This is a genomic window from Chelatococcus reniformis (genome assembly GCF_014640075.1).
Taxonomy (GTDB): Bacteria; Pseudomonadota; Alphaproteobacteria; order Rhizobiales; family Beijerinckiaceae; genus Camelimonas; species Camelimonas reniformis.
The window spans coordinates 1-26,447 of record NZ_BMGG01000010.1 but is presented as its reverse complement, the minus strand read 5'-3'; the positions used below and the strand labels follow the sequence as shown (position 1 = coordinate 26,447).

Sequence of the window (26,447 nt, the reverse complement as noted above, 5' to 3'; positions counted from 1 at the left end):
GGGATGATGTCTCGTTGAATCATCATCCAGCTCTGGACCCATGTTTTGAGCATGAACGCATCCGCAGAGCGCCATCCGCTCCTTGAGACCATGCTCTACGCCGCGTGACGGTTGGCCGACGGCCCGAAGTGGTTGATGTAGCGCTGACTGATCGCCGATACCGGCAGGACGACGGCCACGTCGGTGGTGCCGAACTGGCGGTCGATGACCGCGCCGTCGCCGAAGCTGGCGCCGAGCCTCAGATAGCCCTTGATCAGCGGCGGCAGCGACTGCATCGCCAGCTTCATGCTGATCGCCTCCTTGGGCAGCCGATCCATCGCCACGTAGCGGTCGCCCAGCGCGCTCATGCGCCAGGGCTCGGGCGCCCGCGCATAGTGGTGCAGAAAGCTGAGCTGCAAAGCGAGCGCCGCCGGATCGGTGCCCTCCAGGCTGGCGCAGCCGAACATGGCGTCGATGCGGTGATGCAGGACGTAGGTCCACACCCCACGCCACAGCAGCTCGACGGTGCGCTTGTTGCGGTAGGGCTTCAGCACGCAGGAGCGGCCGAGTTCCAGGAAGCGCAGGCCGCGGTGACGGTCGAGCAGCGGCTGCAGGTCGAACTCACCCGTGGTGTAGAAGCCGAAGTTGCGGTCGGCGGCCTCCTGACGGAGCAGCCGATAGGTGCCGACCACCTTGGGCTTGCGCGGAGCGAACGGCGTGCGATCGGCGGCGTGGTCCAGCACCAGCAGGTGGTCGCAGATCGGATCGAAATCATCCATGTCGCGCCGCGCCAGCATCGAGGCCGCGTTCGGCAGCGCCGACAACTCCTCGTAGAAGACCCGATAGCGCAGCCGCTGGGCTCGCTTGATCTCCTTCCTGCTGGTGGCCAGCCGCACCTCGAGCGACCCGAGCCGCCCGAGGCAGGGGTCGAGCCCCCCTTGGTCCGGCAGCCGATTCGGCAGTGGAATGAGCCCGGGCAGCAGTCGAATCGGCGCCCCGGCCCGCGGCGCCGGCCGCAGCATGGAGGGAAGCAGCAACGGCTTGAAGCGGTTGATCATGGGCCTTGCCGCCGCTGGCGGCCAGCTCTCACGCCAATTGTCGCGCATTGCAGGCGTTTGCTCCCTGGGCGTTCGCACGGTGGTGGCCGGGACCCTGGTTAACTGACTAAAGTTGGACGGAAGCATAAGCGTCCAAAGCTTTTATGACAATGCGGCCGCCCAAGGCCAGGTCAGGCGTGGCGCCCCATCTTGCCGGCAAATAAAAAGAGAGCGCCGGCGCCCGACGCTCTCTGACCCATGTCCATCATCTGGAATGCCCGACGCGGTCGCCCGCGGCCGGTCAGTTGTCGCAATTCGAGCAGATGCTGCCCATCAGGCGCTTCATTCGCGCGCTCTCCTTGTCGATCTGGTTGAGCTGCTGCGTATTGCTGCGCTTGACGTTGATGTTGTCGGCGCGCTCCGCTTCGAGCACCGACCCCCGGGTCGGCTGCAAGTGGCCGTTGTTGACCGGCGGAGCGCTCGGATTGCTCTGTGCTACCGCCGCGTGCGGCAGCAGCGCCAAGCCGGCCCCCATGGCCAAGAGCCTGATGATATGCACGATGTCCCTCACGGATTTAAAAGCGGCGATAGTCTACACCAGTTTTTCTGCGGCTTGCAGTGTTTTGACGCGCCTCCGCGGCACCCAGCGCTTTGACGCGGCCACGGTCGCGTGGCATGCGGGCCGGGGGGACAGGAGGGCACTCGCTCGCCGCCGAGCCTCGCGATTTCTGTTCTGGGGCAGCACGAGCGGAAGAGGGCCCATGCGCGATCTCGAAGGCATCCTGGTGGTCTCGATCGAGCAGGCGGTTGCGGCGCCCTATGCGTCCTCGCGCCTGGCCGACGCCGGCGCGCGCGTCATCAAGGTCGAGCGCCGCGACGGCGATTTCGCCCGCGGCTACGACCGCTACGCGCAAGGCCAGAGCAGCTACTTCGTCTGGCTGAACCGGGGCAAGCAGTCGATCGCCGTCGACCTGCGCGAGGCGGATGACATCGCCCTGCTCCGGCGCATGATCGGAACCGCGGACATCTTCATCCAGAACGCCGCGCCGGGCGTCATGGCCAGCCTCGGGCTCGATCCGGTCGAACTGCGCCGCGCCGATCCGCGCCTGATCACCTGCACCATCACAGGCTACGGCGAGGACGGCCCGCTCAAAGATCTCAAGGCCTACGACCTGCTGGTGCAGGGCGAGACGGGCCTCGCCGAGATCACCGGCAATGCGGCGGGCCCCGGCCGCGTCGGGGTATCGGTCTGCGACATCGCCGCCGGCATGACGGCCCTCAACGGCATTCAGCAGGCGCTGATCGGCCGCGCGCGCACGGGTGTCGGCCGGCACGTATCGGTGTCGCTGTTCCACGCCTTGGCCGACTGGATGAACGTGCCGTTCCTGCAATTCGCCTACGGCGGCCACACGCCCGCCCGCATGGGCCTCAACCACCCCACCATCGCGCCCTACGGCGCCTATGCCTGCCGCTGCGGACAGGCGATCCTGTTCTCCATCCAGAACGAGCGGGAATGGGCGAAGCTGTGCAGCGACGTGCTCGGCAAGCCGGGCCTGGCGCAGGACCCGCGCTTTGCCGACAACAACCTGCGGGTCGCCAATCGCCCGGCGCTCGACGTCGAGATCGACGCAGTTTTGTCGGCCCTCGATCGCCAGGACGTGGTCGAGCGCATGGAGCGGGCGCGCATCGCCTACGGGCGCATCAACTCGCTGGCGGATCTGGCAGAGCACGCCCAGGCGCGTTTCGTCGAGATCGCCACCCCCGGCGGGCCGGTGCGCATGCTGGCACCAGGTGCCCTGCACGACGGCGCCGTCCTCACCGCCGACGGCGTGCCGGCGCTCGACGAGAACGGCGAAGCGCTGCGAGCGGAGTTCGAGTGACCGGTCGCCCGGCGTTGAACGTCATGGTCGGGCTCGCCCATGACGTTGCTGCTACAGCTTCAGCCGGCCGAGGCGGGCGGCGTTGGCGATGACGCTCACCGACGACAGCGACATGGCGGCAGCAGCGAGGACGGGCGACAGCAGCAGGCCGAAGAGCGGATAGAGCACGCCGGCCGCGATGGGCACGCCCGCCGCATTGTAGACGAAGGCGAAGAACAGGTTCTGCCGGATGTTGCGCATGGTCGCCTCCGACAACCGCCGGGCCTTGGCGATGCCGGCGAGATCGCCCCTGAGCAAGGTGATGCCGGCGCTCTCGATGGCGACGTCTGTGCCCGAGCCCATGGCGATGCCGACGTCCGCCGCCGCCAGGGCCGGCGCGTCGTTGACGCCGTCGCCAGCCATGGCGACGACCTGGCCGGCAGCCATGTGCCGGCTCACCACCGCCGCCTTGTCGGCCGGGAGCAATTGGGCCTCCACCTCGTCGATGCCGAGCTTCGCCGCCAGGGCTTCGGCGGTGGCGCGATGGTCGCCGGTCAGCATGACCACCCGGATGCCCTCGGCCTTGAGCGCCGCGAGCGCGGCCGGTGTCGTCGGCTTGACTGGATCGGCGACCGCGATCAGGCCGGCGAGCCGGCCATCGACGGCCGCGAAGACCACGCTGGCACCCTCCCGGCGCAGCCCGTCCGCCGCGGCGGCCAGCGGGGCGGCGTCGACGCCGCGTTCAGCGAGGTAGGCCGCACTGCCGACCGCGACCTCGCGCTGCGCGACGGTGCCGAGCGCGCCCTTGCCGGCCGGCGCCTCGAAGCCGGCCACGGGCGCGAGCGCAAGCTTGCGAGCCTCGGCGCCCTCCACCATGGCGCGGGCCAGCGGGTGCTCGCTCGCCCGCTCCACGCTGGCCGCCAGCCGCAGCACCTCGTCGGCGGTGAAACCCTGCGCCGGGACGACCTCGGTCAGCGCCGGGCGGCCCTCGGTGAGCGTACCGGTCTTGTCGATCATCAGCGTGTCGACCCGCTCCAGCCGCTCCAGCGCCTCGGCGCTCTTCACCAGCACACCGGCGGCGGCGCCGCGGCCGACGCCGACCATGATCGACATCGGCGTGGCGAGCCCCAGCGCGCAGGGGCAAGCGATGATGAGCACGGCGACCGCGGCGATCAGCGCGTAGCTCAGGCGCGGCTCGGGCCCCCAGATCAACCAGGCGCCGAGGGCGAGAAGCGCGACGGCGATCACCGCCGGCACGAAATAGCCGGCCACCCGGTCGGCGAGGCGTTGGATCGGCGCGCGGCTGCGCTGGGCCTGGGCCACCATCTGCACGATGCGCGCCAGCATCGTCTCCTGGCCCACGTGGGTCGCCGCCATGACCAGTCCGCCGCTGCGGGCGATGGTGCCGCCGGTGACCGTGTCCCCGGCGGCCTTGGTCACCGGCATCGGCTCGCCGGTCAGCATGGATTCGTCGACGGCGGCGCGGCCGTCGACGACGTCGCCGTCGACGGGCACCGCCTCGCCCGGCCGCACCCGCAGCCGGTCGCCGACGGCGATGGCCTCGATCGCCACATCCGCCTCGCTGCCGTCGGCGGCGAGGCGCCGGGCCGTCTTCGGCGTCAGCTGGAGCAAGGCCTTGAGCGCTCCGCCGGTGCGCTCGCGCGCCCGGAGCTCCAGCACCTGGCCCAGCAGCACCAGCACGGTGATGACGGCGGCCGCCTCGAAATACACCGCCACGCTGCCGTCGTGACCGCGCGCCGCCGGCGGAAACAGGCCGGGCGCCAGCGTCGCCACCAGCGAGTAGCCCCAGGCCGCTCCGGTGCCCATGGCAATCAGCGTGAACATGTTGAGGTTGCGCGAGGCGATCGACGCCCAGCCGCGCACCAGGAAGGGCCAGCCGGCCCACAGCACCACCGGCGTCGCCAGCACCAGTTGAACCCAGTTGGACAGGGTGCCGCCGATGGCATGGGTCCAGCCGAACAGATGGCCGCCCATCTCCAGCACGAACACCGGCAGGGTGAGCGCCAGGCCGATCCAGAAGCGCCGGCTCATGTCGGCCAGCTCCGGGTTGGGCTCATCGTCCAGCGAGACGATCTCCGGCTCCAGCGCCATGCCGCAGATCGGGCAGGAGCCGGGGCCGACCTGGCGCACCTCCGGGTGCATCGGGCAGGTGAAGATGGACCCGTCCGGCACGGCCCCGGGCGCCGGCCCTCGATGGGCGTGGCCGTGGTGACGGCCATGCCCCGCCGCGGCGCCGTGCTCGCAGCCCGCCGCGAGATAGCGCTCCGGCTCGGCCAGGAACTTGGTGCGGCAGCCGGCAGAGCAGAAATGGTAGGTCTGCGCCCAGTGCTCGGCGGCATGCTTCGCGGTCGCGGGGTCGACGCTCATGCCGCAGACGGGATCGACCGTCATGGCCGGCGTGGGCGCAGGCGCAGCGGCGTGCGCGGCGTGCCCGCCGCAACAGCTGTGGTCGGCCATGGGGCCCTCGTTTTCATTCGGTTCGTTTGCGGTTCTCTTGCAACGAACCTTGGGCCTTCCCATCATGGGAAGGTCAAGCCCATTGTACGAGTACCCGTCATGAACATAGGCCAGGCTGCGACCCGCTCCGGCGTGTCCGCCAAGATGATTCGTTATTACGAGGCGATCGGACTCATCCCGGCGCCGGCGCGGCGCGACAGCAACTATCGCGACTACGATGTGAGCGACGTGCACCGATTGAGCTTCGTGCGCCGCGCCCGCGACCTCGGCTTCCCTCTCGAGCGCATTCGTATTCTCCTGGCGCTCTGGGGCGACGACGGCCGCAGCAATACGGAGGTCAAGGCCATCGCGCTCGCCCATGTCACGGAGCTCGAGGCGCAGCGCGCCAGTCTCGACGAGATGCTGCGGGTGCTGCGCCGGCTGGCCGACAGTTGCGAAGGCGACGGCCGCTCCGACTGCCCGATCATCGACGGGCTGGAGGGGCTCGGCCCCCAGGCCAGCGGCAAGGGCTCAGGCGACAAGGGCTCAGGCGAGAAGGGCTCAGACGAGGCTTGCCGCGCATAGGACGGCCACCTCGGCCCCCTGCTGGAGGGCGCCCAACACGTCGCCGGTCTGGCCGCCGATATGGCGCAGAGCGAGCCAGGCCAGCACGGATGTCCAGCCCACCAGGAGACCTGCGGCGATCAGCGAGGTAGCGAGGCCCAGCGGCAGCAGGGCCGCGGCACCGAGGAGCAGCGCCAGCGCCGCCGTGCCGGCGCCCGGTGAGCCGGCCCGGACCGAGAGACCGTCGCCGCGGGCCCGCGGCAGCACCCGCATCATCGCCGGCAGCAGGCTGCGACTCGCCGCGTGGGCAGCGAGGAGCGCCAGCACCGCGACGCCAGGGCCGTCGTTGGCGAGAACGGACGCGAGCGCCGACCAGCGCAACAGCAGCGTGAGCGCCAGCGCCACCACGCCGTAGGTGCCGATACGGCTGTCGCGCATGATCTCCAGCTTGCGCGCCGCGGTCGTGCCGCCGCCGAAGCCGTCCGCCACGTCGGCGAGCCCGTCCTCGTGCAGCGCCCCGGTGGCGAGGACGCCGGCGCCCAGCGCGAGCGCTGCGGCGACCGTCGGCGGCGCGCCGGCCGCGTGTGCCGCGAGCAGCGCGAAACCGGACAGGAGTGCGACGGCCCCGCCGGCTATGGGCGCCGCCCAGATCGCGTCGGCCAGAGGCCTCCCGGCCGGCGCGCCGGCCGGGAGGCGGGTGAAGAAGCCGAGGCAGAGCCTGGCGTCGGCGAGGGCTCGCATGTCAGGCCGTGGCGATGGCGTGGAAGAAGGTGCCGGAAACCTGGCCGCGCCGGCCGCCGGCCGGCCCCAGGGGCCGGCCCTCGCCGTCGAGGAGGTCGGCCATCGGCTCATCGGCGCCGGGATCGGCGACGACGGCATAGTGGAACTCGTGGCCGCGCACGACCGCGCCGGCCGGCCCGAGCACGCCGGCGGCGCGCAGCGTCGCCTCGCGGTAGCCCAGGTTGAGCTTGCGCCGGGCGTAGCTCGTGCTGTGGCCGAGCAGCCCCAGCATCGCGTGGGTGGTGCCGTCGGCGTCGGCGAGCGCCTGGCCCAGCACCATGTAGCCGCCGCACTCGCCGTGCACGGGCCGCGTCTCGGCGAAGCGCCGCACGCCGGTTCGGAAGCGCCCCGCTGCCGCGAGTTGGGCCGCGTGCAACTCGGGATAGCCGCCAGGGAGCCAGCAGGCGTCGCACCGGTCGGGTGGCGGCTCGTCCGCCAGGGGCGAGAAGGGCACGACCTCGGCGCCGGCGCGGCGCCAGCCGGCGAGGACGTGGGGATAGACGAAGCCGAAGGCGGCGTCGCTGGCGAGCGCGATGCGCTGGCCCGGGGGCGGCAGCGGCACCACGGCGGCGGGCTGGGCGAAGTCCGGCAGGGAGACCGCCAACGCCAGGATGGCGTCGAGGTCGAGGTGACGCTCGGCCACCGCCCTCAGCTGGGACAGGCGTTCGGCCAGATCCGCGTGCTCGACCGCCTGAACCAGGCCGAGGTGGCGCTCGGGCAGCGAGAGCCCGGCGTCGCGAGGGATCGCCCCCAGCACGGGCATGGCGAGCGCCCGCATGGCGTCGCTCACCAGGCGGATGTGCCGCTCGCTGCCGGCCTTGTTGAGGACCACGCCGGCGATGCGCACCGCCGGGTCGTAGCCCGAAAAGCCACGAGCGACGGCAGCGGCCGACTGCGACTGGCCGGAGACGTCGAGCACCAGCACCACCGGCAGCCCGAGCCGCGCGGCGACGTCCGCCGGCGCGCCGGAGCGGCCCGGCCGGCCCGGAATGCCGTCGAACAGGCCCATGGCCCCTTCGGCGATGACGAGGTCGGCGCCGGCCGCCTCGTCGGCCAGCGCATCGACGAGCGGCGCCGGCATGGCCCAGGTGTCGAGGTTGAGCCCGGGCCGCCCGGTGGCGGCGGCATGAAAGGCGGGATCGATGTAGTCGGGCCCGGTCTTCACCGCCTGCACGGTAAGGCCGCGGGCCGCGAAGGCGGTGAGCAGCCCGAGCGTCACCGTGGTCTTGCCGGCGCCCGAGCGCGGGGCCGACACCAGGATCCCGCGGGCGCGGGGCAACGCTGCGGCAGCAGTCATCGCGGACCTCTGCTATGACGGCGGCCATGAGCGACGATCCCGCCATCCCGCCGCCGGAGCCCGGAACGCCGGGCGGCCGGCCGCTGCGCCGCGGCTGGACGACGGGAGCCTGCGCCACGGCGGCGGCCAAGGCCGCCTTCGCGGCGCTCGGCGACGGTGCGTTCCCCGACCCGGTGCCCATCTCGCTGCCCGGCGGGCTCAACCCCTCGTTCGCCCTGGCGACGACGCGCCTCGGCCCCGGGGAGGCCACGGCCGGCGTGGTCAAGGACGCCGGCGACGACCCGGACGTCACTCACGGCGCCCTGGTGCTGGCGACGGTGCGGCCGGCGCCCGCCGGCAGCGGCGTACGGTTCCGAGCCGGCGCCGGCGTCGGCACGGTGACGCGGCCGGGGCTGCCGATCGCGCCGGGCGAGCCGGCCATCAATCCGGTGCCGCGGCGCATGATCCGCGAGGCCATCGCCGAGGTGGCGGCGGCGAGCGGCCGGGCACCGGACGCGGAGGTCGAAATCGCCATCGCCGACGGGGGGCGCCTCGCCGAGCGCACGCTGAACCGCCGCCTCGGCATCGTCGGCGGCCTGTCGGTGCTCGGCACCACCGGGGTCGTCATCCCGTTCTCGTGCGCCGCCTGGATCCACTCGATCCATCGCGGCATCGACGTCGCCCGCGCCATGGGGCTCGGCCACATCGCCGGCGCCACCGGCTCGGCCTCGGAGGCGGCGGTGCAGGCCCTGCACGGCCTGCCGGAGACGGCGCTGATCGACATGGGCGACTTCGTCGGCGGCATGCTGAAATACGTGCGCGCCCGCCCGGTGGCGCGGGTCACCGTGGCCGGCGGCGTCGCCAAGATGACCAAGCTGGGGCAAGGGCTCCTCGACCTGCACTCCAAGCGCGGCCGGGCCGACATGCCGGCGCTGGCGGCGCTCGCCCAAACCGGCGGCGCAGCGCCCGGCCTCGTCGCGACCATCGAGGCCTCCAATACGGTAGCGGAAGCCTTCGGCCACGCCGCGGCGGGCGGCCTTGCCCTGGGCGACCTGGTGGCGCGCGCCGCCTGGACGCCGGCGGCGGCGGCCCTCGCCCGCCCGGACATCGCGCTGGAGATCACGGTGTTCGACCGGGAAGGCCGCCTGGTCGGCCGGGCGCCCTTCGCGCCGACAGCTTGAGCGGGCGCGCGCGCCGGTCATGGTCCGCCCCGGAAGCGGCGGCGGTAGTCGGGATCGTAGAGCGCGCTCTCGCGGAAATCCCGCGCCGCCAGCGCCGGCCCCACCAGGACCAGGGCCGTGCGCTCGATCGGGGCGTCCGTGAGCTGGCTCACGATATCGTCGAGCCGGCCACGCACGATGCGCTCGTCGGGCCAGCTCGCGCGCCCCACCACTGCCACCGGGCAGTCGCCGCCGTAGAGCGGCACGAGCGCCTCGACGATGCCGGGCAGCGCGTGGATGGCGAGGTGGATGGCCAGGGTCGCCCCGGTGGCGCCGAAGGCAGCGAGCGTCTCACGCGGCGGCATGGCCGAGGCGCGGCCCGACACCCGGGTCAGCACGACGCTCTGGGCGAGCTCCGGCACCGTGAGCTCGGTCCCGAGCGCCGCCGCCGCCGCGGCGAAGGCCGGCACGCCGGGGGTGAGCGTGTAGGGGATGGCGCGGCGCTCGAGCCGCCGCAACTGCTCCGCCAGCGCCGAGTAGATCGACAGGTCGCCCGAATGGAGCCGCGCCACGTCCTGGCCGGCGGCGAAGGCCGCGACGTATTCCACCTCGATCTCGTCCAGGCTGAGCGGCGCCGTGTCCACCAGCCGGGCGTGCGCCGGGCAATGGGCCAGGAGCTCGCGCGGCACGATCGAGCCGGCGTAGAGGCACACCGGGCAGCGCGCCAGCAGATCGCGCCCGCGCACGGTGATGAGGTCGGCCGCGCCCGGCCCGGCGCCGATGAAATGCACGGTCATTCCATGGGCTCCCCCCGGCCTTCATCGTCGCGATCGTCGAGATCGATTTGGGCCAGCGCGCAGGTGACCGCACCGACGGCGACCCGCGGCCCCAGCAGACGTGCGTTCGGCCCGGCGACGGCCAGCGCCGCCGCCTCGGACGCGGAGGGCACTCCGAGCACCTCCTCCACCCGCTCCGAGGCGCTCAGCACGTGATCGGCCGTGGCAGCGAGCTCGGATGCCGTCACGAAGACGAGCGGCAGCGCCATGGCGCCGGCAAAGGCGGTGAGCGCCGCCTCGTCGCGCTTGTGCGCCGGGGCGGCGAGACGCGTGACCGCCCCGGGATCGAGCGCCGCCTGCAGCAGGGCGACGTCGAAGGCCGCCTTCACCTGGGCGACGCTGACCCCCTTGCGGCAGCCGAAGCCGGCGACGATCATGGCTTCCTCCAACGCCACTGGGTAACGGGCATGGCCGGCCGCCAGCCGGTCATGCCGGCGACCGGCGCGGCGCGGGCGACGGCGAGCCGGGTGAGCGCGCCGCCGCGATCGCGGTGGGCGGCCAGGAGCAGCGCCTCGGTCTCCAAGGTCACGGCGTTGACCACCAGCCGGCCGCTCGGCTTGAGCGCGGAGATCGCCGCGTCGAGCACGCCGGGATCGCTGGCACCGCCGCCGATGAACACCGCATCGGGGGCCGGCAGGCCGTCGAGGGCCGCCGGCGCCTTGCCGACGACGAGACGCAGCCCGGGCACGCCGCAGCGGGCGGCATTGCGGACGATGCGCTCGGCCCGGTCGGTCCGCTCCTCGATGGCGATGGCGGTAAGGCCTGCGCCGCGCAGCATCCACTCGATGGCGATCGAGCCCGCGCCGGCGCCGATGTCCCACAAGAGCTCGCCCGCTCGCGGCGCCAGCGACGACAGCGTCAGCGCCCGGATCTCGCGCTTGCTGAGCTGGCCGTCGTGCTCGAACAGGTCGTCGGCGAGGCCGCTGGCGAGGGTGAGCACCCGCGCCCCAGCATCGGCGGCGACCTCGATGGCGACGAGGTTGAGCGGGCCAATATCTTCCAGGGCAAAGCCCGCCGCCGTCGCTTCACGCACGCGCTCGCCCGGCCCGCCCAGGGCCTCGAGCACGACGAGGCGGGAGCCCCCGAAGCCGCTCTCGACCAGCAGCGCCGCCAGCGCCGCCGGCCCGGCGCCGTCGGAGGTGAGGGCGAGGACGCGCGCGCCCGGCTGGAGTTGCGGCCGCACAAGGTCCAGCGCGCGCCCGTGGGCGGAGACCTGCGCCGTCTCGGCCAGCGGCCAGCCCAGGCGCGCCGCCGCCAGGCTGAAGGCGGAAGCGCCCGGCACCACCTCCATCTCGGCCGCATCGATGTGCCGGCTCAGGGTCGCGCCGACGCCGTAGAGCATGGGATCGCCCGAGGCGAGCACGCAGACCGGGCGGCCCCGGGCCGCCAGCACGGCGGCGATGCCTTCGGAAAAGGGGCTGGGCCAGGCCCGCGCCTCACCGCCAATCAGCTCCGCCGCCAGCGCCAGGTGGCGGGCCCCGCCGAAGACGAGATCGGCGCCGGACACGAGCGCCCGCGCCCGAGCGCCGAGGCCCGGCGCCCCGTCCTCGCCGATGCCGACGACCGAGAGCCAGCGGCCGCCCGTTTTGTTCGCGGCGGTGGGCCTGCTATCGGAAGCCATGACCATCCGCGTCCTCATCCTGGGCGGCACGGCGGAAGCCCGGCGGCTGGCGGCGATGCTGGTGGAAAGCCCCGCGCTCGCCATCACCCTGTCGCTCGCCGGCCGCACCGCCAATCCCGTGCCGCAGCCGGTGCCCGCCCGCAGCGGCGGCTTCGGCGGGGCCGCGGGGCTCGCCGCCCATCTCGTCGGCGAGGCCGTCGACCTGCTGGTCGACGCGACGCACCCCCATGCGGCGCGGATCTCCGCCAACGCCGTCGCCGCGAGCGTCACGGCAAGCGTGCCGCTGCTCGCGCTGGCCCGCCCGCCCTGGACCCGACAGGCGGGCGACCGCTGGACCGAAGTGGCCGACGTCGCCGGCGCCGTGCAGGCCCTCGGTCCGACGCCGCGCCGCGTGTTCCTGGCCCTGGGCCGGCAGGAGGTCGGCGCCTTCGTGGCGGCGCCCGAGCATCGTTACCTGATCCGCAGCGTCGACCGGGTGGCGCCGCGCCCGGCCCTGCCCGATGCCGCTTATATCGTGGCGCGCGGCCCGTTCGCCGAGGCGGATGACCGGGCGCTCCTCATCGCCCACGGCATCGAGGTGATCGTCGCCAAGAACAGCGGCGGCGAGGCCACCTACGGCAAGATCGCAGCGGCGCGGACGCTGGGCATCGAGGTGATCCTGGTCTCGCGCCCGGCTTTGCCGCACGGCCCAGGCATCGCCAGGGTGGCGACCGTGGAGGCCGCCGCGGCCTGGGTCGCCGGCTTCACGGCCGGGCGCGTTCACGCGAGCGGCTCCGCCGAGCGCGGCGAATAGACCAGCGGCGGCAGGCCGGGCCGCTCGACCACGCGGGTGGCGGGCGAGCCGATCAGCACCAGGGTCGCCATGTCGGCCATGGCACCGCGCGCCTCGCGCAGCGGCACCGTGGTGATGCGCTCGTCGGGGCGGAACGCGGCACGGCCGAAGATCACCGGCGTTTCGGCCGGCAGATGGGCGCGCCCCACGTCGAGGGCGGCGTCGAGCTGGTGTGGCCGCGCCCGGCTCGCCGGGTTGTAGAGGGCGACGACGAAGCCTGCACCGATCGCCGCCACCAAGCGCCGTTCGATCACCGCCCAGGGCTTCAAGTTGTCGGAGAGCGAGATGGCGCAGAAGTCGTGGCCGAGCGGCGCGCCGATGCGGGCCGCCACGGCGAGCATCGCGGTGACGCCCGGAATGACGGCGATATCGAGGGCGCGCCAGGCGGCGGGGCCTTGCTCGACCGCCTCGCACACGGCGGCGGCCATGGCGAAGACGCCGGGATCGCCGCCGGAGACCATGGCCACGTGCACGCCCTCGGCCGCCCGCGCCAGGGCGGCCTGCGCCCGGTCCAGCTCCTCGCGGTTGTCGGAGGCGATACGGCGCTGGCCGGGCCGCTCGGGCACCCGGTCGACATAGGGGCCGTAGCCGAAGACCTCGGCCGCGGCCGCCAGCTCGGTCGCGGCGAGCGGCGCCAAGAGCTCGTGCGGCCCCGGCCCGAGGCCGACCACCGCCAGCCGGCCGGAGGCCACGGCGCCGGTCATGGCGCGAGCCGGGCGACTGCCGCCGGCGGGGTCGCCTCGACGGCGGTGGCGGCGACGGCGGAACGCCAGCCGGGGATCAGCACGACCGCGAAATAGGGGGCGGTGTCGTCGGGCTTGTCGGTGAGCCGCCGGCAGGCGGCATTCGGCATGGTGCCGCGCTCCACGTAGATCGCCCCCTCCAGGCGTCCGGCAGCGGCGAGCGCGCGGCGCACCTTGGGCAGGTTGCGGCCGAGCTTCATGACCACGGCGGCGTCGCTCTCGCGGAAGCGGCGGGCGAGTTCGGCTTCGTCGAGGGTGCCCGGCACCACGCTGAGGACGTCGTCGCCCTGGGCGATGGGGGCGCCGGCCCCCGACCAGCAGCCGGACATCCCGGTGACCCCGGGGATGACCTCGACGGCGTAGCGCGGCGCCAGGCGCACGTGCAGGTGCATGTAGGAGCCGTAGAAGAACGGGTCGCCCTCGCTCAGCACCGCGACCGTGAGCCCGGCATCGAGCTCGGCCGCGACCGCCTCGGCCGCGCCGTCGAAGAAGGCGGCGATGGCGGCGCGATAGGCCGGGCTGTGCCGGTGCAGCTCGGTGGTGACGGGATAGAGCAGCGGCAGGAGCCGCGTGCCCGGCCGCAGGTGCGGCGTGACGATGGCGCGGGCGTTGCCGCCGCGCCCCGCCTTGGCGAAGTGGGCGACGACATCTGCCTCGCCGACGGCGCGCACCGCCTTGAGCGTCATCAGCTCCGGATCGCCCGGGCCGACGCCGACGCCGATCAGGCGGCCCGGGCGGTGACCATTCATCCCGCCGTTCACAGCCCGGCCCTCGCCAGCGCGTTCAGCGCCGCCGCGGTGATGGCGCTGCCGCCCATGCGGCCGCGCACGATGGCGAAGGGCACGCCACGCGGATCGGCGGCCAGCGCCTCCTTCGATTCCATCGCGCCGACGAAGCCGACCGGCATGCCCAGGATGGCGGCCGGCCGCGGCGCGCCGTCGTCCAGCATCTCGATCAGGCGGAACAGGGCCGTCGGCGCGTTGCCGATGGCCACTACGGCGCCCTCCAGATGCGGGCGCCACAGCTCCAGCGCCGCCGCCGAACGGGTCGTCCCCAACGCGGCGGCCAGCCCCGGCACGGCCGGATCGCGGAGCGTGCACAGCACCGGATTGTCCGCCGGCAGGCGGGCGCGGGTGACCCCCTGGGCCACCATGGCCGCGTCGCACAGGATCGGCGCGCCGCGGCCGAGCGCCTCTCGTGCCGCCGCGACGAAGCCCGGGCCGAAGACGAAGTGGGGGGCAGCCTCCACCTGGCCGCAGGCGTGGATCATGCGCACGGCAACATCCGCCTCGTCCGCTGTGAAGCGACCGAGGTCGGCCTCCGCCCGGATGATGGCGAAGGAGCGCTCGTAGATCGCGGTGCCGTCCTTGATGTAGTCGAGCGCGTGGCTCATCGGCCGTCCTCGGGCCCTGCTGCACGGCTGACGCCGGCGGGCGGTGCGGTGAACAATCGCTCCAAATAAGCCGGCAGGCGGCCGACGTCGAGCCGCTCGGTCGGCGCGTCGCCGGCGCGTCCACCGGGAACCACGGCGCAGACGTCCGCGGCGACACCGACCAGCGTCAAGGCCGCCGGGGCCGGATGGGCACAGCCCTTGCCGCAGCCGGAGACATGCACGCCGGCGCGCGCCGCCTGCGGCCAGCGCGCGGCGAGGGCGAGCGCCATGGCGCGGGTGTCGATCAGCCCGGACGCACAGGCCGGCCGGCCTGTGCAGGCGGCAATATGGCGGCGCGGGTCTGCCGGGTCGGTGATCAGGCCGAGCGCGGCGGACGCCTGCACCCAGGCGGGCACGCGGTCGGCGGGGCCGATGGCCGTCAACAGTCGGCCCGGGACGGTCCGCATCTCACCCGCGCCTGCGGCCTCTGCCGCAGCAGCGAGCGCGATCAGAGTGTCGGCGTCGGTCTCGCCGAAGGGCAGGCCAACGCTCGCTGCCGTCCGCAGGCCACCGGCCAGGCGGTGCAAGGCTAGCGGCTCGAATGGCGCAGCAGCAGGCGCGTCACCGACCGGAGCGTCATGGCCGGGCATGACCCGGCCATCCATCGCAGCAGGCGACCTCAGCCCGTCAGGGCTGCCTGATTGTTGCGGTCCGGAGTGGATGGATGGCCGGGTCAAGCGCGGCCATGACGCCGGGACGGGCGTTGGTGCGCGCACGGCATCAGGCAGCGCCAGATCCCGCGCCCGCGCCGCGGGGCCCGCGGCGGCGATGCGCTCCAGCTCGGCGAGCGCGGCGGCGATAGCGGTGGTCGAATCACCTTCGGCGACAGCGTGTGCGCTGCGGGCATCGCCTGCGACCGCCAGCACCCAGCGATCATGCGCCAGCGCATGCAGGCGGATGTCGGCGTCGAGGGCGTCGAGCCAGGGGGCGCCGCCGCCGTCGATCACGATAGACACCTTGGGGCTCAGCCGCGCCGCAAGGCTCGTGCCGGCCGCGGCCCGGCGCAGGCCCTCGGCCAGCGGCCTCGGGTCGGCGCGCTCGTGCGGGTCGCGGCCGGCCAGCGGCGACAGCGCCATGGGGATGCCTTCCGCGGGCATGAGCCCCAGCGTCGCCACGTCCTCGGCGAGGCGGGCGGCGGAGCCCGCGTCGAGGCCGCGGATCTGGAGGTTGCCGCGGGCGGTGATGTCGAGGCGGCCGTTGCCGTGGCGCGCGGCCGCGGTGGCGAGACCGGTCAGCGCCGCCGGCGTGAAGCCATCCAGCGCGAGGCGCACCAGAAGGCCGTCGCCGGTCGCCATGGGCGCCGTCAGCGCCGGGCAGGCGCCGCGCCTCGACGCCGCGGTCACTCGGCCGCCTCCGGCCGGCCCTCGGCCGCCGCCAGCCACCGGTCGACGTCGTTGCGGCGGGGATGCCAGAGGCCGCGCCGACGCGCCTCGGCGAGCCGCGCTGCGATGGCGGCCGCGGCCTGCGGGTTCTGATCCAGCAGGAAGGCCCGCACCGCGTCGTCCGCCACGTAGGCATCGAACAGCCGGTCGATCAGATCGCTCGGCACCGCGTCGGTGGTGGCGGCGAAATCGATGAGCCGGTCGACGGTCTCGGCGAGCTCGGCGGCTCCGCGCGGGCCGTGGCGCCGCTGGCCGTCGATGAACCGCGGGCTCAGGGCCCGGCCGCGCACGATGCGCGCCAGCGCGCCGGCCAGTGGCCGCGCCTGCGGCGTCTCGGGCTTGCTTGTATCGAGCACGAACACAGCCGGCGCCGCGCCCAGGCTCGCGGCGGCCGCGGCGAAGCCACCGACGAAACCGGCGTCGGCGGTGCCCTCCAGGAGGTCGCGGCCGGGATCGTCCGCGCCGTGCACGAGCGCGTCGGCCCCCGCCACTCGCGCCGCGAAGGCCGCCGGCGCCGCATGGCCGGCACTGTCGGCGCCGCCGTAGGCGTGTGAGCCGGCGGCGAGGTAGGCGCGCCCGAGTTCGTCGCGGCTGGCCCAGCGGCCGCTCGCCAGGAGCGCTTCGATACCGGCCCCGTAGGCGCCCGGCGCGGTGCCGAAGATGCGTGCGGTGCCGCCGGCGACGGCCGTCTCGGCCAGCGGGTTGTCGGCCCCCTCCCCTTCGCGCGCGGCGACGGCCCGCGTCGCCGCGTCGATCAGCGCCAGTTGCGCCGGAAACAGGTCACGGAACAGGCCGGAGATGCGCCAAGTGACATCGACGCGCGGCCGGCCGAGCACGGCCGGCGGCAGCACCTCGACGCCGCTGACGCGGCCGGTCGCGGGATCTCGGGTGGCGCGGCAGCCCATCAGGGCGAGGCCTTGGGCGATCTCCTCACCGCCGGTGCGCAGGGTGGCGCTGCCCCAGAGGTCGATGACGAGGCTGCGCGGCCAATCCCCATGGGCCTGGCGGTATTGGCGCAGCACCTCGCCGGCGGCGAGGCGCGCCAGTTCGCTCGCCGTCGCCGTCGGCAGGGTGCGCGGATCGGCGGTGAACAGGTTGCGGCCGGTGGGCACCACATCGGTTCGGCCACGGGCCGGCGCGCCCGCCGGCCCCGGCGCGACGCGCCGGCCCGCGAGCGCGGCCAGCAAACCGTCGCGCTCCTCCTGGCCGCAGGCGCCGCGGCCGTAGACGTGCAGGCCGTCCTTCACGGCCATGTCCTTGAGGTCGCAGAGCTGCGCGTCGATGCGCGTCAGCGCTTCGTCCTCGGCTTCGGCACCGTCGCGGCCTGCGCCAGGGCCAAGCCCGGCCCGCTCGGCCACCTCCACGATCAGCCGGGCCAGCCGGCCGCGCCGGCGCCGATCGAGCCCGTCGGCCTGCGCATATTCGTCGACCAGTTGCTCCAGCTCGCCCAGCGGCCCGTCGAGCCCGGCCGCCACGGTCGGCGCCGGAAGGTGGCCCAAGGTGACGGCGGCGATGCGGCGCTTGGCCTGCGCCGCCTCGCCCGGATTGCTGACGATGAACGGGTAGATCACCGGCAGCGGGCCGAGGAGCAACTCGGGGAAGCTCGCCGCATCGAGCGCCACGGCCTTGCCCGGCAGCCATTCGAACGTGCCGTGCGCGCCCATGTGCACCACCGCGTCGGCGTGCCGGCGCAGCCAGCAGCCGAAGGCGAGGAGCGCGTGGCGGGGCGGCAGCGCCGGGTCGTGGTAGTCGGCGCGGCGGTCCGCCGCCGCGCCGCGCTCGGGTGGCAAGGCGGCGAGCACCTGCCCGAACGCTGCCACCCGGAAGTGGAAGGCGCCCGCCACCAGCGCCGGATCGGCGGCCGGGTCGCCCCACGCGGCGGTGACGGCCGCCGCCGCGGCCCCCGGCAAGCCGGCAAACCAGCGCCGGTAGTCGGAGAGCGACAGGGCGGCCGCAGGCTCGGGGCAAGAGCTCGCGTCCTCATCGAGCCGGTCGAGGAGCGCGCGCGCGTCGGCGGGGCGCCCGGCGATCGTGTAGCCGGCGTCCGCGAGGTCATCGAGCAGCGCCAGCACGCTCTGGGGCACGTCGAGGCCCACGGCGTAGCCGGCGCGGCCGGCCGCGCCGGGGTACTCGGGCAGCACGACGGCGACGCGCCGCTGCGCGGCCGGGGTGCGGGCGAGGCCGACGAGGGCGGCGGCGCGGCGGGCCACGGCCAGCGCCCGGTCCGGTTCGGCCCGGTTGGTGAAGCCGGTGAAGAACAGCTCGCCGTTCGGGGCCACCGCGTCCTTGAACGACAGGGCGCCGGCAAGCACGCGGCCGTCGAGCTCCGGCAGCACCACGTGCATGGCAAGGTCGGCGGCGGCGAGGCCGCGCGGGCTCGCCTGCCAGGCCTCGCGACGCGTCGTCGCCACGATGGCCTGCAGCAGCGGCGCGTCACTGCCGGCGAAGGGATCTGCGCCGTCGTCGTCGGCCCCCAGGGCGAAGGCCGTGGTGGTGACGATCACGGCTGGATCGAGCTCGGCCACGGCGCCGCGCACGAAGGCGGCGCAGGCCGGGTCCTTGAGGCTGGCGACCATGACCGGCACCGGCGCCAGCGGCACGCCCGCCTCGGCGCCCGCCTGCACCAGCGCGGCGCACAGCGCGTCCACGGGGGCGAGGTCGTCGGCAAGGTAGAGGGAGCGGTAGAAGACGACGGCGACGCGCGCCGCCCTTGGCGGGAGCCGGGCCGTCATCGTCTCGGCGGCGACCAGCCCCTCCCCAGGCAGATAAAAGGCCGATGCCGGCACCGGCGCGGGCGCCTCGGCAGCGAGGTCGGCGCCGGCGTGGCGGGCGAGGCGGCGCAGCAGCGCGTCCATGTTGCCGCCGCCGCCGGCGCGGAAATAGCCGAGCAGCGCCTCCGCCTCGGCGGCCGGCAGCGTCGACAGCGCCACGAGGCCGGGATCGTCCCTGTCCTCGCCCGGCAGCACGGCGAGCGCGATGTTCCGGGCGCGGGCCAGCTCGGCCAGCCGCTCGGTGCCGTAGCGCCACCAGTCGAGCCCGCCGAGCAGGCGCACCACGATCACCCGCGCGTGCGCAGCCACCTTGTCGAGCCACAGGTCGACGGAGAGCGGATGGCGCAGGTCGCGCAAATGGGCAAGCCGCAGGCTCGGCAACCGCTCACCGCCCCGGCGCCAGGCGGCGGCGAGGGCGGCAAGGTCGCTGTCGGTGAAGGAGACGACGACCATGTCGCCCGGCGCCTGGGCGAGATCGACCGGCTCGATCAGGTCGTCGATCGTGGCCGTCGTCGTCGCGATCAGGTGCATGGGCGCACGCCCCCGGGCGGGTGGATCACGCCGACAATGCGCGCTCGATCGCGGCGCGGTCGAGGCCCTTGAGGCCGATGACGACGATCTGGCCGCCGCGCGCCTCGCCCGGCCCCCAGTCGCGGTCGTAGTGGTGACTGACGCGGCGGCCGACGCCCTGCACCAGGAGGCGCATGGGCTTGCCGGCGACCGCGGCGAAGCCCTTCACCCGGAGCACGTTCTGCGCCTCGGCGGTCGCGGCGATGCGCGCGGCCAGCGCCTTGGGGTCGGCGACCTCCGGCAGCGCCACGACGAAGCTGTCGAAATCGTCGTGGTCGTGATCGAGCTCGTCATCGTGCAGGGTCTTGCGGTTGTCGATATCGGTCTCGGTGCCGACGCCCAGGCCCAGCAGCACGGCCGGGTCGACCTCGCCGCGGGCCGCCTGGACGATGGTGACGGGCCGCCCGAGCGCCTGCTCCACCTCGGTGCGGGCGCGGGCGAGGCCGCCAGCATCGACGAGGTCGCCCTTGCTGAGCACGATCAGGTCGGCGCAGGCGATCTGATCGGCGAACACCTCCTCCACCGGATCGTCGTGGTCGAGCTGAACGTCCGCCACCCGCTGGGCGGCCAGCGCCTCCAGGTCGTCGGCGACGCGCCCGTCGGCGAGCGCCGCGCCGTCGACTACGGCGACGACGCCATCGACGGTGACCCGGCTCTTGATCGCCGGCCAGTGGAAGGCCTGCACCAGCGGCTTGGGCAGGGCGAGGCCCGAGGTCTCGATGACGATGTGATCGACCTTCGGCTCGCGCGCCAGGATCTGGTCGAGGGCCGGCACGAAATCATCGGCCACGGTGCAGCACAGGCAGCCGTTGGCCAGTTCGACGATGTTCTCGTCCGGGCAGGCTGCGTCGCCGCAGCCCTTGAGCAGTTCGCCGTCGATGCCGACGTCGCCGAACTCGTTGACGATGACGGCGAGCCGGCGGCCGCCGGCATGGGTGAGGAGATGGCGGATCAGCGTCGTCTTGCCGGAGCCCAGGAAGCCGGTGACGATGGTGCAGGGTACGCGGGCGAGCTCGGTCATGAACGGGTCTCCGGCGTCGACCGGTCGGCGCCCGGGAGGGGCGGAACGCGCGCGACGACGCCTTTGCGGAAGGGAAGCGGGCGCTCGCGCCACGGCACGATGCCGTCGGCGGAGGCGTGGTAGAGGCGCGCGGCCGCAACGACGTCGTCGAGGTGCTCCACCCCGTCGAGGTCGCCGACCACGTAGGTCCATTTGCCCGGCGCCTTCAAGGCGACGGCGCACGGCCGCTTGCACGCCGACAGGCACTGCATCGGCGCGATGGTGACGCCGCTGCCGTCGAGGCGCGCGCCGAGCGCCTCGGCGAGCGCCGGGCCGGGCTCGTCATAGCCGCCGTCCGCCGCGCCCGTGGGCCGCCGGCAGGTGGTGCAGACGAAGAGGACGGTATCGGGGGCGGCGCTCACGCGGCGAACCGGGCGCGGCGGCGGGCGGCCTGGGCCGTGGCCATGCCAGTCAGCCCGTGCGGCACGGGCGATGCATGCGACGATCGGCGTTGATGGAAATCGGGATCATGGCGAACTCCTTCGCCGCCCCGCCGGCGGCTGGTTCCGTGGGTGCGACGGCCGGTCTCCTGGCTCGCGGCTTGAAGCGCCCACGCCGCCTTCCCGGACGGGTGTCCAGTGGCCATTGGCGTCAGGCTCGCCGCTTACAGTTGCGGGGGCAGCTGCGGCCTTGGCCACGCGCGGGATCGCCCGTGGCCGCACCGCATTCCCACTCCACGGCACGCCGTGGAGGTAACCGTCGCGAAGCCCCCACTTGGGATAGGCCGGCGGTCCTTGTCAATGGCGGCCCACGGCCGAGCCCGGCTACGGGACATCACTGGCATCGCGCAGTCATGACGTGCTGGGATGATGGGGGAATCGCAACGACAAGACCAAGCCGAGGAGCGCTGCCCATGCTGTCGCACATCACCGTCGGGATCACCGACTTCGACCGGGCCTTCGCCTTCTACGACGCCCTGATGAGCGAACTGGGCTACCCGATGGCCGATGCCGACCCGGACACCGCCTGGGCCTTCTGGCGTCCCGCCGACGCCGACCGGCCGCTGTTCATCATCGGCGCCCCCTATGACGGGCGCCCCCACGCGGCCGGCAACGGCCAGATGGTGGCGCTGCTGGCGCGCGACCGGGCCACGGTGGACCGCTGCCACGCGCTGGCGCTGAACCGGGGCGCCACGGACGAAGGAGCACCGGGCCTGCGGCCGCACTATCACCCCCACTATTACGGCGCCTACTTCCGCGACCCCGACGGCAACAAGCTGTGCGTCTGCTGCCACCAGCCGGAGCCGGAGGGCTCGCTCGACGTCTGAGCGGGCATCCCGCGGCTGGCGCTGATCGGCAGGTGCGAGGGGCGGGCCCTCCCTCTATATCTCCCGCTGCGCGGTGCGGCCCGCCCCGCGCGGCTCGGTGGCCCGGCGCCTCCCGCTGCGGCCTTCGCGCAGATCATCGCGGACGATCAGCGACAGGAGCACACCATGAGCAGCGGTTTCGTCACGACGAAGGACGGCGTCGAGATCTTCTACAAGGACTGGGGCCCGAAGGACGCGCAGCCGATCGTGTTCCACCACGGCTGGCCGCTGTCGGCGGACGACTGGGACAGCCAGATGCTGTTCTTCGTCCAGCGCGGCTACCGGGTCGTCGCCCACGACCGGCGCGGCCACGGCCGCTCCAGCCAGGTGAGCGAGGGCCACGACATGGACCACTACGCCGCTGACGCCTCCGCCGTGGCCGAGCACCTGGACCTGAGGAATGCGGTGCACATCGGCCACTCCACCGGTGGCGGCGAGGTGGCGCGCTATGTCGCGCGGCACGGCGAGCCGCAGGGCCGCGTCGCCAAGGCGGTGCTGGTCAGCGCCGTGCCGCCACTGATGCTGAAGACGCAGGCCAATCCGGGCGGCCTGCCGATCGAGGTGTTCGATGGCCTGCGCGCCGGGCTCGCCGCCAACCGCTCCCAGTTCTTCCTCGATGTGGCCTCCGGCCCGTTCTACGGCTTCAACCGGCCGGGCGCGACCGCCTCGCAGGGCGTCGTCTGGAACTGGTGGCGGCAGGGCATGATGGGCAGCGCCAAAGCCCACTACGAGGGAATCAAGGCCTTTTCCGAGACCGACCAGACCGAGGACCTGAAGGCGATCGGCGTGCCGAGCCTGGTGATGCACGGCGACGACGACCAGGTGGTGCCGATCGACGCTGCCGGCCGCCTCTCGGTCAAGCTGGTCAAGAACGGCACCTTGAAGGTTTATCCAGGCTTCCCTCACGGCATGCTCACCACCCATGCCGATGTCCTCAACCCGGACCTGCTCGCCTTCATCAAGGGGTAACGGGTGGGATCGGAAGCGATCGGCCCGGCCCGGGCCTGAAGACCTCCCCCGGTGCCGGTCGAGGACCGGCACCGTCTATCAGTCCACGTTCCACTGGCACATCCGGAAGCCGCCGCGGCGCTCGCGCAAGTCCACGTGAAGATGGCTTGCGTGCGCGCTGTCGGCCCCCGGGCCCAGCACGGTCGTGAAGCGGGCGCAGGCGCTCGTCTTCACCTCGTCGCGGAGGCTCTTGGTGGCTGCATCCGGGTCCGTGAGCTCGATGACGCGCCGGTCGGCGAGCTTGAGGGCCCGCATGTCGAAGGCGTTGCCGCTGGCGTGCTCACTGATCGGCGCGCCGGCCTGGCCGTTGCGCGGGCGACAGGCGTGGCCGCCGACGCCGGTCAGCTGCGCCAGGGCTGCGCCGTGGCGCCTGGCGATGGCGGTCAGATCATCGCGGATCCAAGTCACCAGCTCGACGGCCAGGCTGCAGCGCACGGTCACCGCACTGTCGAGCGTGACGACGGACCCGTCGAAGAGGCGCAGGCGCGCAAATGTCACCGGCGCCGGGATGGCGCAGGCGCCGGCCATGTCGGCGGGCTTGTCCGTGGGCTTGTCCGTGGGCTTGGGGGCGGCAGCCTCCCCTCCCCGATCCGCGAAATCCTTGAGGCAGGCGGCGAAGGCCGCGGGGTCGACCGCCGGTGCCGCTGCGCCGGGGCCGTCCGGAGGGCGGGGCCGCGGCGCCAGCTCCGGCGGCCGCGGTGGAGGCAGCGGCGCCGTGGCAGGTGCTGGCGCGGGCTTGACCGGACGTGCCTGCGCCACGGCCACCTGCGCAACAGCTGCAACGATCGCACACGCCATCCGCGCCGCGTACCCTGCACGTGAGGTCTTGGACCTGGAGCCGATGGCTCGCCCGGTCAAGCCCAGCCACGACGCCGAGGATAAAGGCTTTCCCGCCCCAGCCTCGTCATGGCCGGGCTTGACCCGGCCATCCATCCACTCAAAGAACAGGGCCCTACTCCACGAAACGCACGGGCACACCCGGCTTCACCAGCCCAGCCAGCTCCTCGGCATCCCAGTTCGTCAGCCTGATGCAGCCGTGCGACGACGTCTTGCTCACCTGAGACGGCTCGGGCGTGCCATGAATGCCGAAGGTCGGCTTCGACAAGGCGATCCACACGCTGCCCACCGGATTGTTCGGACCGGGCGGCAGGATGAGCTTCTTTCTATTGCGGCCCTGCCGGAAGTTCTTGTCCGGGTCGTAGTGGTAGGTCGGATTGCGCGCGATGCGCTGCACCTTGTACTCGCCCGTCGGCGACGGCGTCTCGCTGCTGCCGATGGTGGCGGGATAGCTCGCCAGGATCTGCTCGCCCGGCCCGTAGACAATGACCATGCCTGTGCTCTTGACCGCATCGATCCGCTCCACCGCCGCATCCGGCGGCGTGCGGGCCACCGACATGACACGGATCCGCTCCCCGGCCTTGCCGAAGTCGGCCTTGGGATTGAGGGCCCCGAGCAGCGCTTCGCTCATGTGGAAGCGCTCGGCCAGCATCTCGTCCGGGCTGGTATAGGCGAGCCGCTTCATCGCCGCCTGCCTGGCATAGTCGCGCGGGATCCTGCGGGGAAAGTCGGTCGCGGCGTCGACCTCCGTGACCGTGTAGTCCGTCGCGATATCACCCGCCGCCTCGCCCCCCAGCGCCTGCCAGGTCTGCTCGTCCATCTCCTCGCCCGCGCCGAGCCCGTTCTGCCGGCGGAACTGGGCGATGGCCTTGCGGTAGTTCTCCCCGTCGACGCCGTCGATCACCCCGGGCGAAATGCTGCGCCGGCTGAGCAGCACCTGGGCCTTGGCGATGAAGGGATCCGGCTGCTTGTCGGACTTGGCAGGGGCGCCGAGGGTGGCGCGGCTCAGGTCCTCGGCCGTAAGGGCGACAGCGGGGCCGGTGGCGAGGGCGAGGAGCAGGACCAGCGCTGAAGCGGCTGCGTGGAGAGACTTGGGCAGCGTTCGAGGCGGGGGCACGACCATAAGATTTAGACGGCCGGCGGCCCGGGTTGTTCCGCCTCGCTCCTGCATCACGGCGCTCACCCGGCAATGCTGCGCCGGCGGCTGCTGGGCGCGCTGGCGCTCCTGTGGCAGCGATCAATAAAGCCCGGACAGCGGCCGCAAGGTCACCCCCGACACGCGGCATGAGCTTCGACGAACGCCGGTGCCCAGAGCGAAAGGCGAGCGACCGGCAGCACGATCATGCGGAGGTAGCTGGGGTGGCCGACAAGACCCCAGATGCCCCTGGTCTTCAACCTATGCTCGCGCTGGATAGTAAGGTGGTCTCATGTCTGCGATGCGCCAGGTGCGGACCATCGGCTCGAAGCCGCGAGCGGACATTTTGGCTCATAGCAGACGGCGGGCGCGAAGCGTCCTACCGATGTATCGAGCCAGGAAGGTTGGCGGTCGCGATAGCACGGGGTGGGCTCAGGCGGCTGCGGCCGCGCCTTGGGGGCTCCCCGTCAAGGCGGGGTCGATCCAGTTGATGCCCCATAGGTGGCCGTCGGGGTCCTCGAAGCTACGGCCGTACATCATCTCATACTCGTCGATCTTGCTGGGGTCGGCCTTGCCGCCGGCAGCGACCGCGGCCTCGACCTTGCCGTTCACCTCCGCGCGGCTCGCCGCTGAGAGGCAGAGCAGCACCTGGATCATCTGACGCGCGTCCGCGATCGGCCGCGGGCAGAACTCCGCGAACTTTGCATGGGTCATCAGCATCATGTGAATGGACTCGGAAAAAACCATGCAGGTGGCGGTCTCATCGCTGAAGCGGGGGTGCCGAGTGGCGCCTACGGCCTCGTAGAAAGCGACGGAGCGGGCGAGGTCGGCAACGGGCAGGTTCACGAAAATCGTCTGGGGCATGGCATTCCTCCGCGGTACGCTCACCTAGAACGCGCCAGCCTGCGCTGATCCGACAGGAGCGGCGCAGAAATCATCGCCCGACTACGGACGTTCGGCTTGCGCCCCAGACAGTCCTGGCGCGGCACTCAAGACCGTGCCGTGAGCATGACCTAACGGAGCTTGGCAATGCCGATGCCATCGAGCTTGGCGCGGTCTTTGATGGATTCCTCGCTGCGCGTCATCGCTTTCGAAATCGCCTTCAGTGCCATGCCTTTCTTGGCGAGCAGCTTCAGCTTTTCGAGCTCCTCATGCGTCCAGGCTTGGCGGTGACGTTCAAATCGTTCGGCCATAGTCTGCTCCTACTCTGCCGGGAGATATCCCATTTGCGGCATCTATAGCAGTGAGGAGGACGAACCGGCCGCACGTATAGAGGCGTCCTCATCGACGTCCGGCCGCTCGGCGCCGATGTCGTTGAAAAAGTCGGTCATTTGAGCGCAGCCGCCGCGTGGCGGATTTGGTCGATCGAGGCTGGCCCTCTCATGCGGGCCTGATCTGCGGCCCGTTCGGTAGGAGTTTGGCGAGCTTCCTGAGGTTCTGGGCTGCTGCGGCGAGGTGGAACTCGTCTCTGGCGCCGTTCGGTCCGCGTAATCGCAGCCGATCGAGCTTCAGGATGCGCTTGAGATGCGCGAAGAGCATCTCGACCTTCTTCCGCTCGCGCCTCGAGGTGACATATGCGTCGGTCTGCGCGATGTCCCTGGCCATGTCGCGGGCGCCCTCGTGGATCGAGCGCAGGATCTTGCGGGCCGGCGTGTTTGGGCAGCACTGCGGTTTCAGCGAGCAGGCGTCGCAATCGAACTTGCTGGCGCGGTAGCGTATGAAGCCTTCGGGATCGACACCCTCGCGGTCGATGCTGAAGGGACGGCGATACTGGTGGAGCTCCTTCCCGCCCGGGCAGGTGT

The 26,447-nt window shown here is 72.9% G+C and carries 26 protein-coding genes and 1 riboswitch; of the genes, 6 read left to right on the top strand and 20 right to left on the bottom strand.

The window, feature by feature from the left end; translation table 11 throughout:
* Positions 1-95 precede the first annotated feature (95 nt).
* Both olsB and IEW34_RS24745 read right to left on the bottom strand, forming a co-directional pair.
* Positions 96-1,085 carry a l-ornithine N(alpha)-acyltransferase gene (olsB, locus tag IEW34_RS24750; RefSeq protein ID WP_188611916.1) on the bottom strand — a complete coding sequence of 330 codons (990 nt, stop codon included), beginning with the start codon at positions 1,083-1,085 and terminating at the stop codon, positions 96-98.
* A gap of 232 nt (positions 1,086-1,317) precedes the next feature.
* Positions 1,318-1,539 carry a hypothetical protein gene (locus IEW34_RS24745; protein WP_210324576.1) on the bottom strand — a complete coding sequence of 74 codons (222 nt, stop codon included), beginning with the start codon at positions 1,537-1,539 and terminating at the stop codon, positions 1,318-1,320.
* A 238-nt stretch (positions 1,540-1,777) separates the two neighbouring features.
* Between IEW34_RS24745 and IEW34_RS24740 the strand changes: the two genes are divergently transcribed.
* On the top strand, positions 1,778-2,896 hold the full coding sequence (locus tag IEW34_RS24740) for a CaiB/BaiF CoA transferase family protein (RefSeq protein ID WP_188611914.1): 1,119 nt from the start codon (positions 1,778-1,780) through the stop codon (positions 2,894-2,896).
* Between the two features lie 51 nt (positions 2,897-2,947).
* Here IEW34_RS24740 and IEW34_RS24735 read toward each other — a convergent pair whose 3' ends face one another.
* Positions 2,948-5,353 (bottom strand): heavy metal translocating P-type ATPase, encoded by a 2,406-nt coding sequence (locus tag IEW34_RS24735; RefSeq protein WP_188611913.1) that lies wholly within the window; start codon positions 5,351-5,353, stop codon positions 2,948-2,950.
* Positions 5,354-5,452: 99 nt separating this feature from the next.
* On the opposite strand from IEW34_RS24735, the gene cueR reads away from it, so the two are divergent.
* Positions 5,453-5,917, top strand: a complete 465-nt coding sequence (gene cueR, locus IEW34_RS24730) for a Cu(I)-responsive transcriptional regulator (protein WP_188611912.1) — start codon at positions 5,453-5,455, stop codon at positions 5,915-5,917.
* Here cueR and IEW34_RS24725 read toward each other — a convergent pair.
* Positions 5,894-6,637, bottom strand: a complete 744-nt coding sequence (locus IEW34_RS24725; protein ID WP_244642196.1) for an adenosylcobinamide-GDP ribazoletransferase — start codon at positions 6,635-6,637, stop codon at positions 5,894-5,896. The genes cueR and IEW34_RS24725 overlap by 24 nt on opposite strands.
* 1 nt (position 6,638) lies before the next feature.
* Positions 6,639-7,973, bottom strand: coding sequence for a cobyrinic acid a,c-diamide synthase CobB (locus tag IEW34_RS24720; protein WP_188611910.1), 1,335 nt, complete (start codon positions 7,971-7,973; stop codon positions 6,639-6,641).
* Positions 7,974-7,999: 26 nt separating this feature from the next.
* Here IEW34_RS24720 and IEW34_RS24715 point away from each other — a divergent pair, with 26 nt between their 5' ends.
* A complete protein-coding gene (locus IEW34_RS24715; RefSeq protein ID WP_188611909.1) occupies positions 8,000-9,133 on the top strand; it encodes a cobalt-precorrin-5B (C(1))-methyltransferase in 1,134 nt (377 codons plus the stop codon).
* Positions 9,134-9,150: 17 nt separating this feature from the next.
* Here IEW34_RS24715 and cobM read toward each other — a convergent pair whose 3' ends face one another.
* Genes cobM through cbiE form a run of 3 tightly spaced genes read right to left on the bottom strand, consistent with a single transcriptional unit; the run spans position 9,151 to position 11,569 of the window.
* Positions 9,151-9,909 (bottom strand): precorrin-4 C(11)-methyltransferase, encoded by a 759-nt coding sequence (gene cobM / locus IEW34_RS24710; protein WP_188611908.1) that lies wholly within the window; start codon positions 9,907-9,909, stop codon positions 9,151-9,153.
* Entirely contained in the window at positions 9,906-10,325 is a 420-nt protein-coding gene (locus IEW34_RS24705; protein ID WP_188611907.1) for a cobalamin biosynthesis protein, read from the bottom strand. The genes cobM and IEW34_RS24705 overlap by 4 nt, the downstream gene beginning before the upstream one ends.
* The gene (gene cbiE, locus IEW34_RS24700) at positions 10,322-11,569 is read right to left on the bottom strand and encodes a precorrin-6y C5,15-methyltransferase (decarboxylating) subunit CbiE (protein ID WP_188611906.1); all 1,248 of its coding nucleotides are present in this window, start codon (positions 11,567-11,569) and stop codon (positions 10,322-10,324) included. Before cbiE ends, IEW34_RS24705 begins: the two co-directional genes overlap by 4 nt.
* Here cbiE and IEW34_RS24695 point away from each other — a divergent pair.
* Complete coding sequence (locus IEW34_RS24695; RefSeq protein ID WP_188611905.1) at positions 11,568-12,362, top strand: cobalt-precorrin-6A reductase; 795 nt, start codon at positions 11,568-11,570, stop codon at positions 12,360-12,362. The two genes, cbiE and IEW34_RS24695, sit on opposite strands and share 2 nt — an antisense overlap.
* Here IEW34_RS24695 and IEW34_RS24690 read toward each other — a convergent pair.
* From IEW34_RS24690 to IEW34_RS24660, 7 genes are read right to left on the bottom strand one after another with little or no spacing between them, the layout of a single operon-like run.
* Positions 12,329-13,105, bottom strand: a complete 777-nt coding sequence (locus IEW34_RS24690; RefSeq protein ID WP_188611904.1) for a precorrin-3B C(17)-methyltransferase — start codon at positions 13,103-13,105, stop codon at positions 12,329-12,331. The genes IEW34_RS24695 and IEW34_RS24690 overlap by 34 nt on opposite strands.
* The gene (locus IEW34_RS24685) at positions 13,102-13,893 is read right to left on the bottom strand and encodes a precorrin-2 C(20)-methyltransferase (RefSeq protein WP_188611903.1); all 792 of its coding nucleotides are present in this window, start codon (positions 13,891-13,893) and stop codon (positions 13,102-13,104) included. The genes IEW34_RS24690 and IEW34_RS24685 overlap by 4 nt, the downstream gene beginning before the upstream one ends.
* 8 nt (positions 13,894-13,901) lie before the next feature.
* Entirely contained in the window at positions 13,902-14,537 is a 636-nt protein-coding gene (locus tag IEW34_RS24680; RefSeq protein WP_188611902.1) for a precorrin-8X methylmutase, read from the bottom strand.
* Positions 14,534-15,919, bottom strand: a complete 1,386-nt coding sequence (gene cobG, locus IEW34_RS24675) for a precorrin-3B synthase (RefSeq protein ID WP_188611901.1) — start codon at positions 15,917-15,919, stop codon at positions 14,534-14,536. The genes IEW34_RS24680 and cobG overlap by 4 nt, the downstream gene beginning before the upstream one ends.
* Positions 15,916-19,260: a cobaltochelatase subunit CobN gene (gene cobN, locus IEW34_RS24670; protein WP_188611900.1), complete on the bottom strand. Its 3,345-nt coding sequence runs from the start codon at positions 19,258-19,260 to the stop codon at positions 15,916-15,918. The genes cobG and cobN overlap by 4 nt, the downstream gene beginning before the upstream one ends.
* Before the next feature lie 25 nt (positions 19,261-19,285).
* Positions 19,286-20,320, bottom strand: a complete 1,035-nt coding sequence (gene cobW / locus IEW34_RS24665) for a cobalamin biosynthesis protein CobW (protein WP_188611899.1) — start codon at positions 20,318-20,320, stop codon at positions 19,286-19,288.
* The gene (locus tag IEW34_RS24660; RefSeq protein WP_188611898.1) at positions 20,317-20,721 is read right to left on the bottom strand and encodes a DUF1636 family protein; all 405 of its coding nucleotides are present in this window, start codon (positions 20,719-20,721) and stop codon (positions 20,317-20,319) included. The genes cobW and IEW34_RS24660 overlap by 4 nt, the downstream gene beginning before the upstream one ends.
* 140 nt (positions 20,722-20,861) lie before the next feature.
* A riboswitch (cobalamin riboswitch) is annotated at positions 20,862-21,075 on the bottom strand.
* Positions 21,076-21,212: 137 nt separating this feature from the next.
* Between IEW34_RS24660 and IEW34_RS24655 the strand changes: the two genes are divergently transcribed.
* Together IEW34_RS24655 and IEW34_RS24650 are read left to right on the top strand one after the other, a co-directional pair.
* Positions 21,213-21,626, top strand: coding sequence for a VOC family protein (locus IEW34_RS24655; RefSeq protein WP_188611897.1), 414 nt, complete (start codon positions 21,213-21,215; stop codon positions 21,624-21,626).
* Between the two features lie 165 nt (positions 21,627-21,791).
* The gene (locus IEW34_RS24650; protein ID WP_188611896.1) at positions 21,792-22,634 is read left to right on the top strand and encodes an alpha/beta fold hydrolase; all 843 of its coding nucleotides are present in this window, start codon (positions 21,792-21,794) and stop codon (positions 22,632-22,634) included.
* 78 nt (positions 22,635-22,712) lie between these two features.
* On the opposite strand, the gene IEW34_RS24645 is transcribed toward IEW34_RS24650, so the two are convergent.
* The 5 genes from IEW34_RS24645 to IEW34_RS24620 all read right to left on the bottom strand — a co-directional run.
* Entirely contained in the window at positions 22,713-23,432 is a 720-nt protein-coding gene (locus IEW34_RS24645; protein WP_188611895.1) for an extensin-like domain-containing protein, read from the bottom strand.
* A gap of 193 nt (positions 23,433-23,625) precedes the next feature.
* Positions 23,626-24,633, bottom strand: coding sequence for a L,D-transpeptidase family protein (locus IEW34_RS24640; RefSeq protein ID WP_188612177.1), 1,008 nt, complete (start codon positions 24,631-24,633; stop codon positions 23,626-23,628).
* Positions 24,634-25,077: 444 nt separating this feature from the next.
* Positions 25,078-25,509, bottom strand: coding sequence for a VOC family protein (locus IEW34_RS24630; protein ID WP_188611893.1), 432 nt, complete (start codon positions 25,507-25,509; stop codon positions 25,078-25,080).
* A 149-nt stretch (positions 25,510-25,658) separates the two neighbouring features.
* Positions 25,659-25,838: a hypothetical protein gene (locus tag IEW34_RS24625; RefSeq protein ID WP_188611892.1), complete on the bottom strand. Its 180-nt coding sequence runs from the start codon at positions 25,836-25,838 to the stop codon at positions 25,659-25,661.
* Between the two features lie 187 nt (positions 25,839-26,025).
* Positions 26,026-26,447, bottom strand: a 422-nt coding sequence (locus IEW34_RS24620; protein WP_244642194.1) for a transposase, incomplete at its 5' end; no start/stop codon positions are given.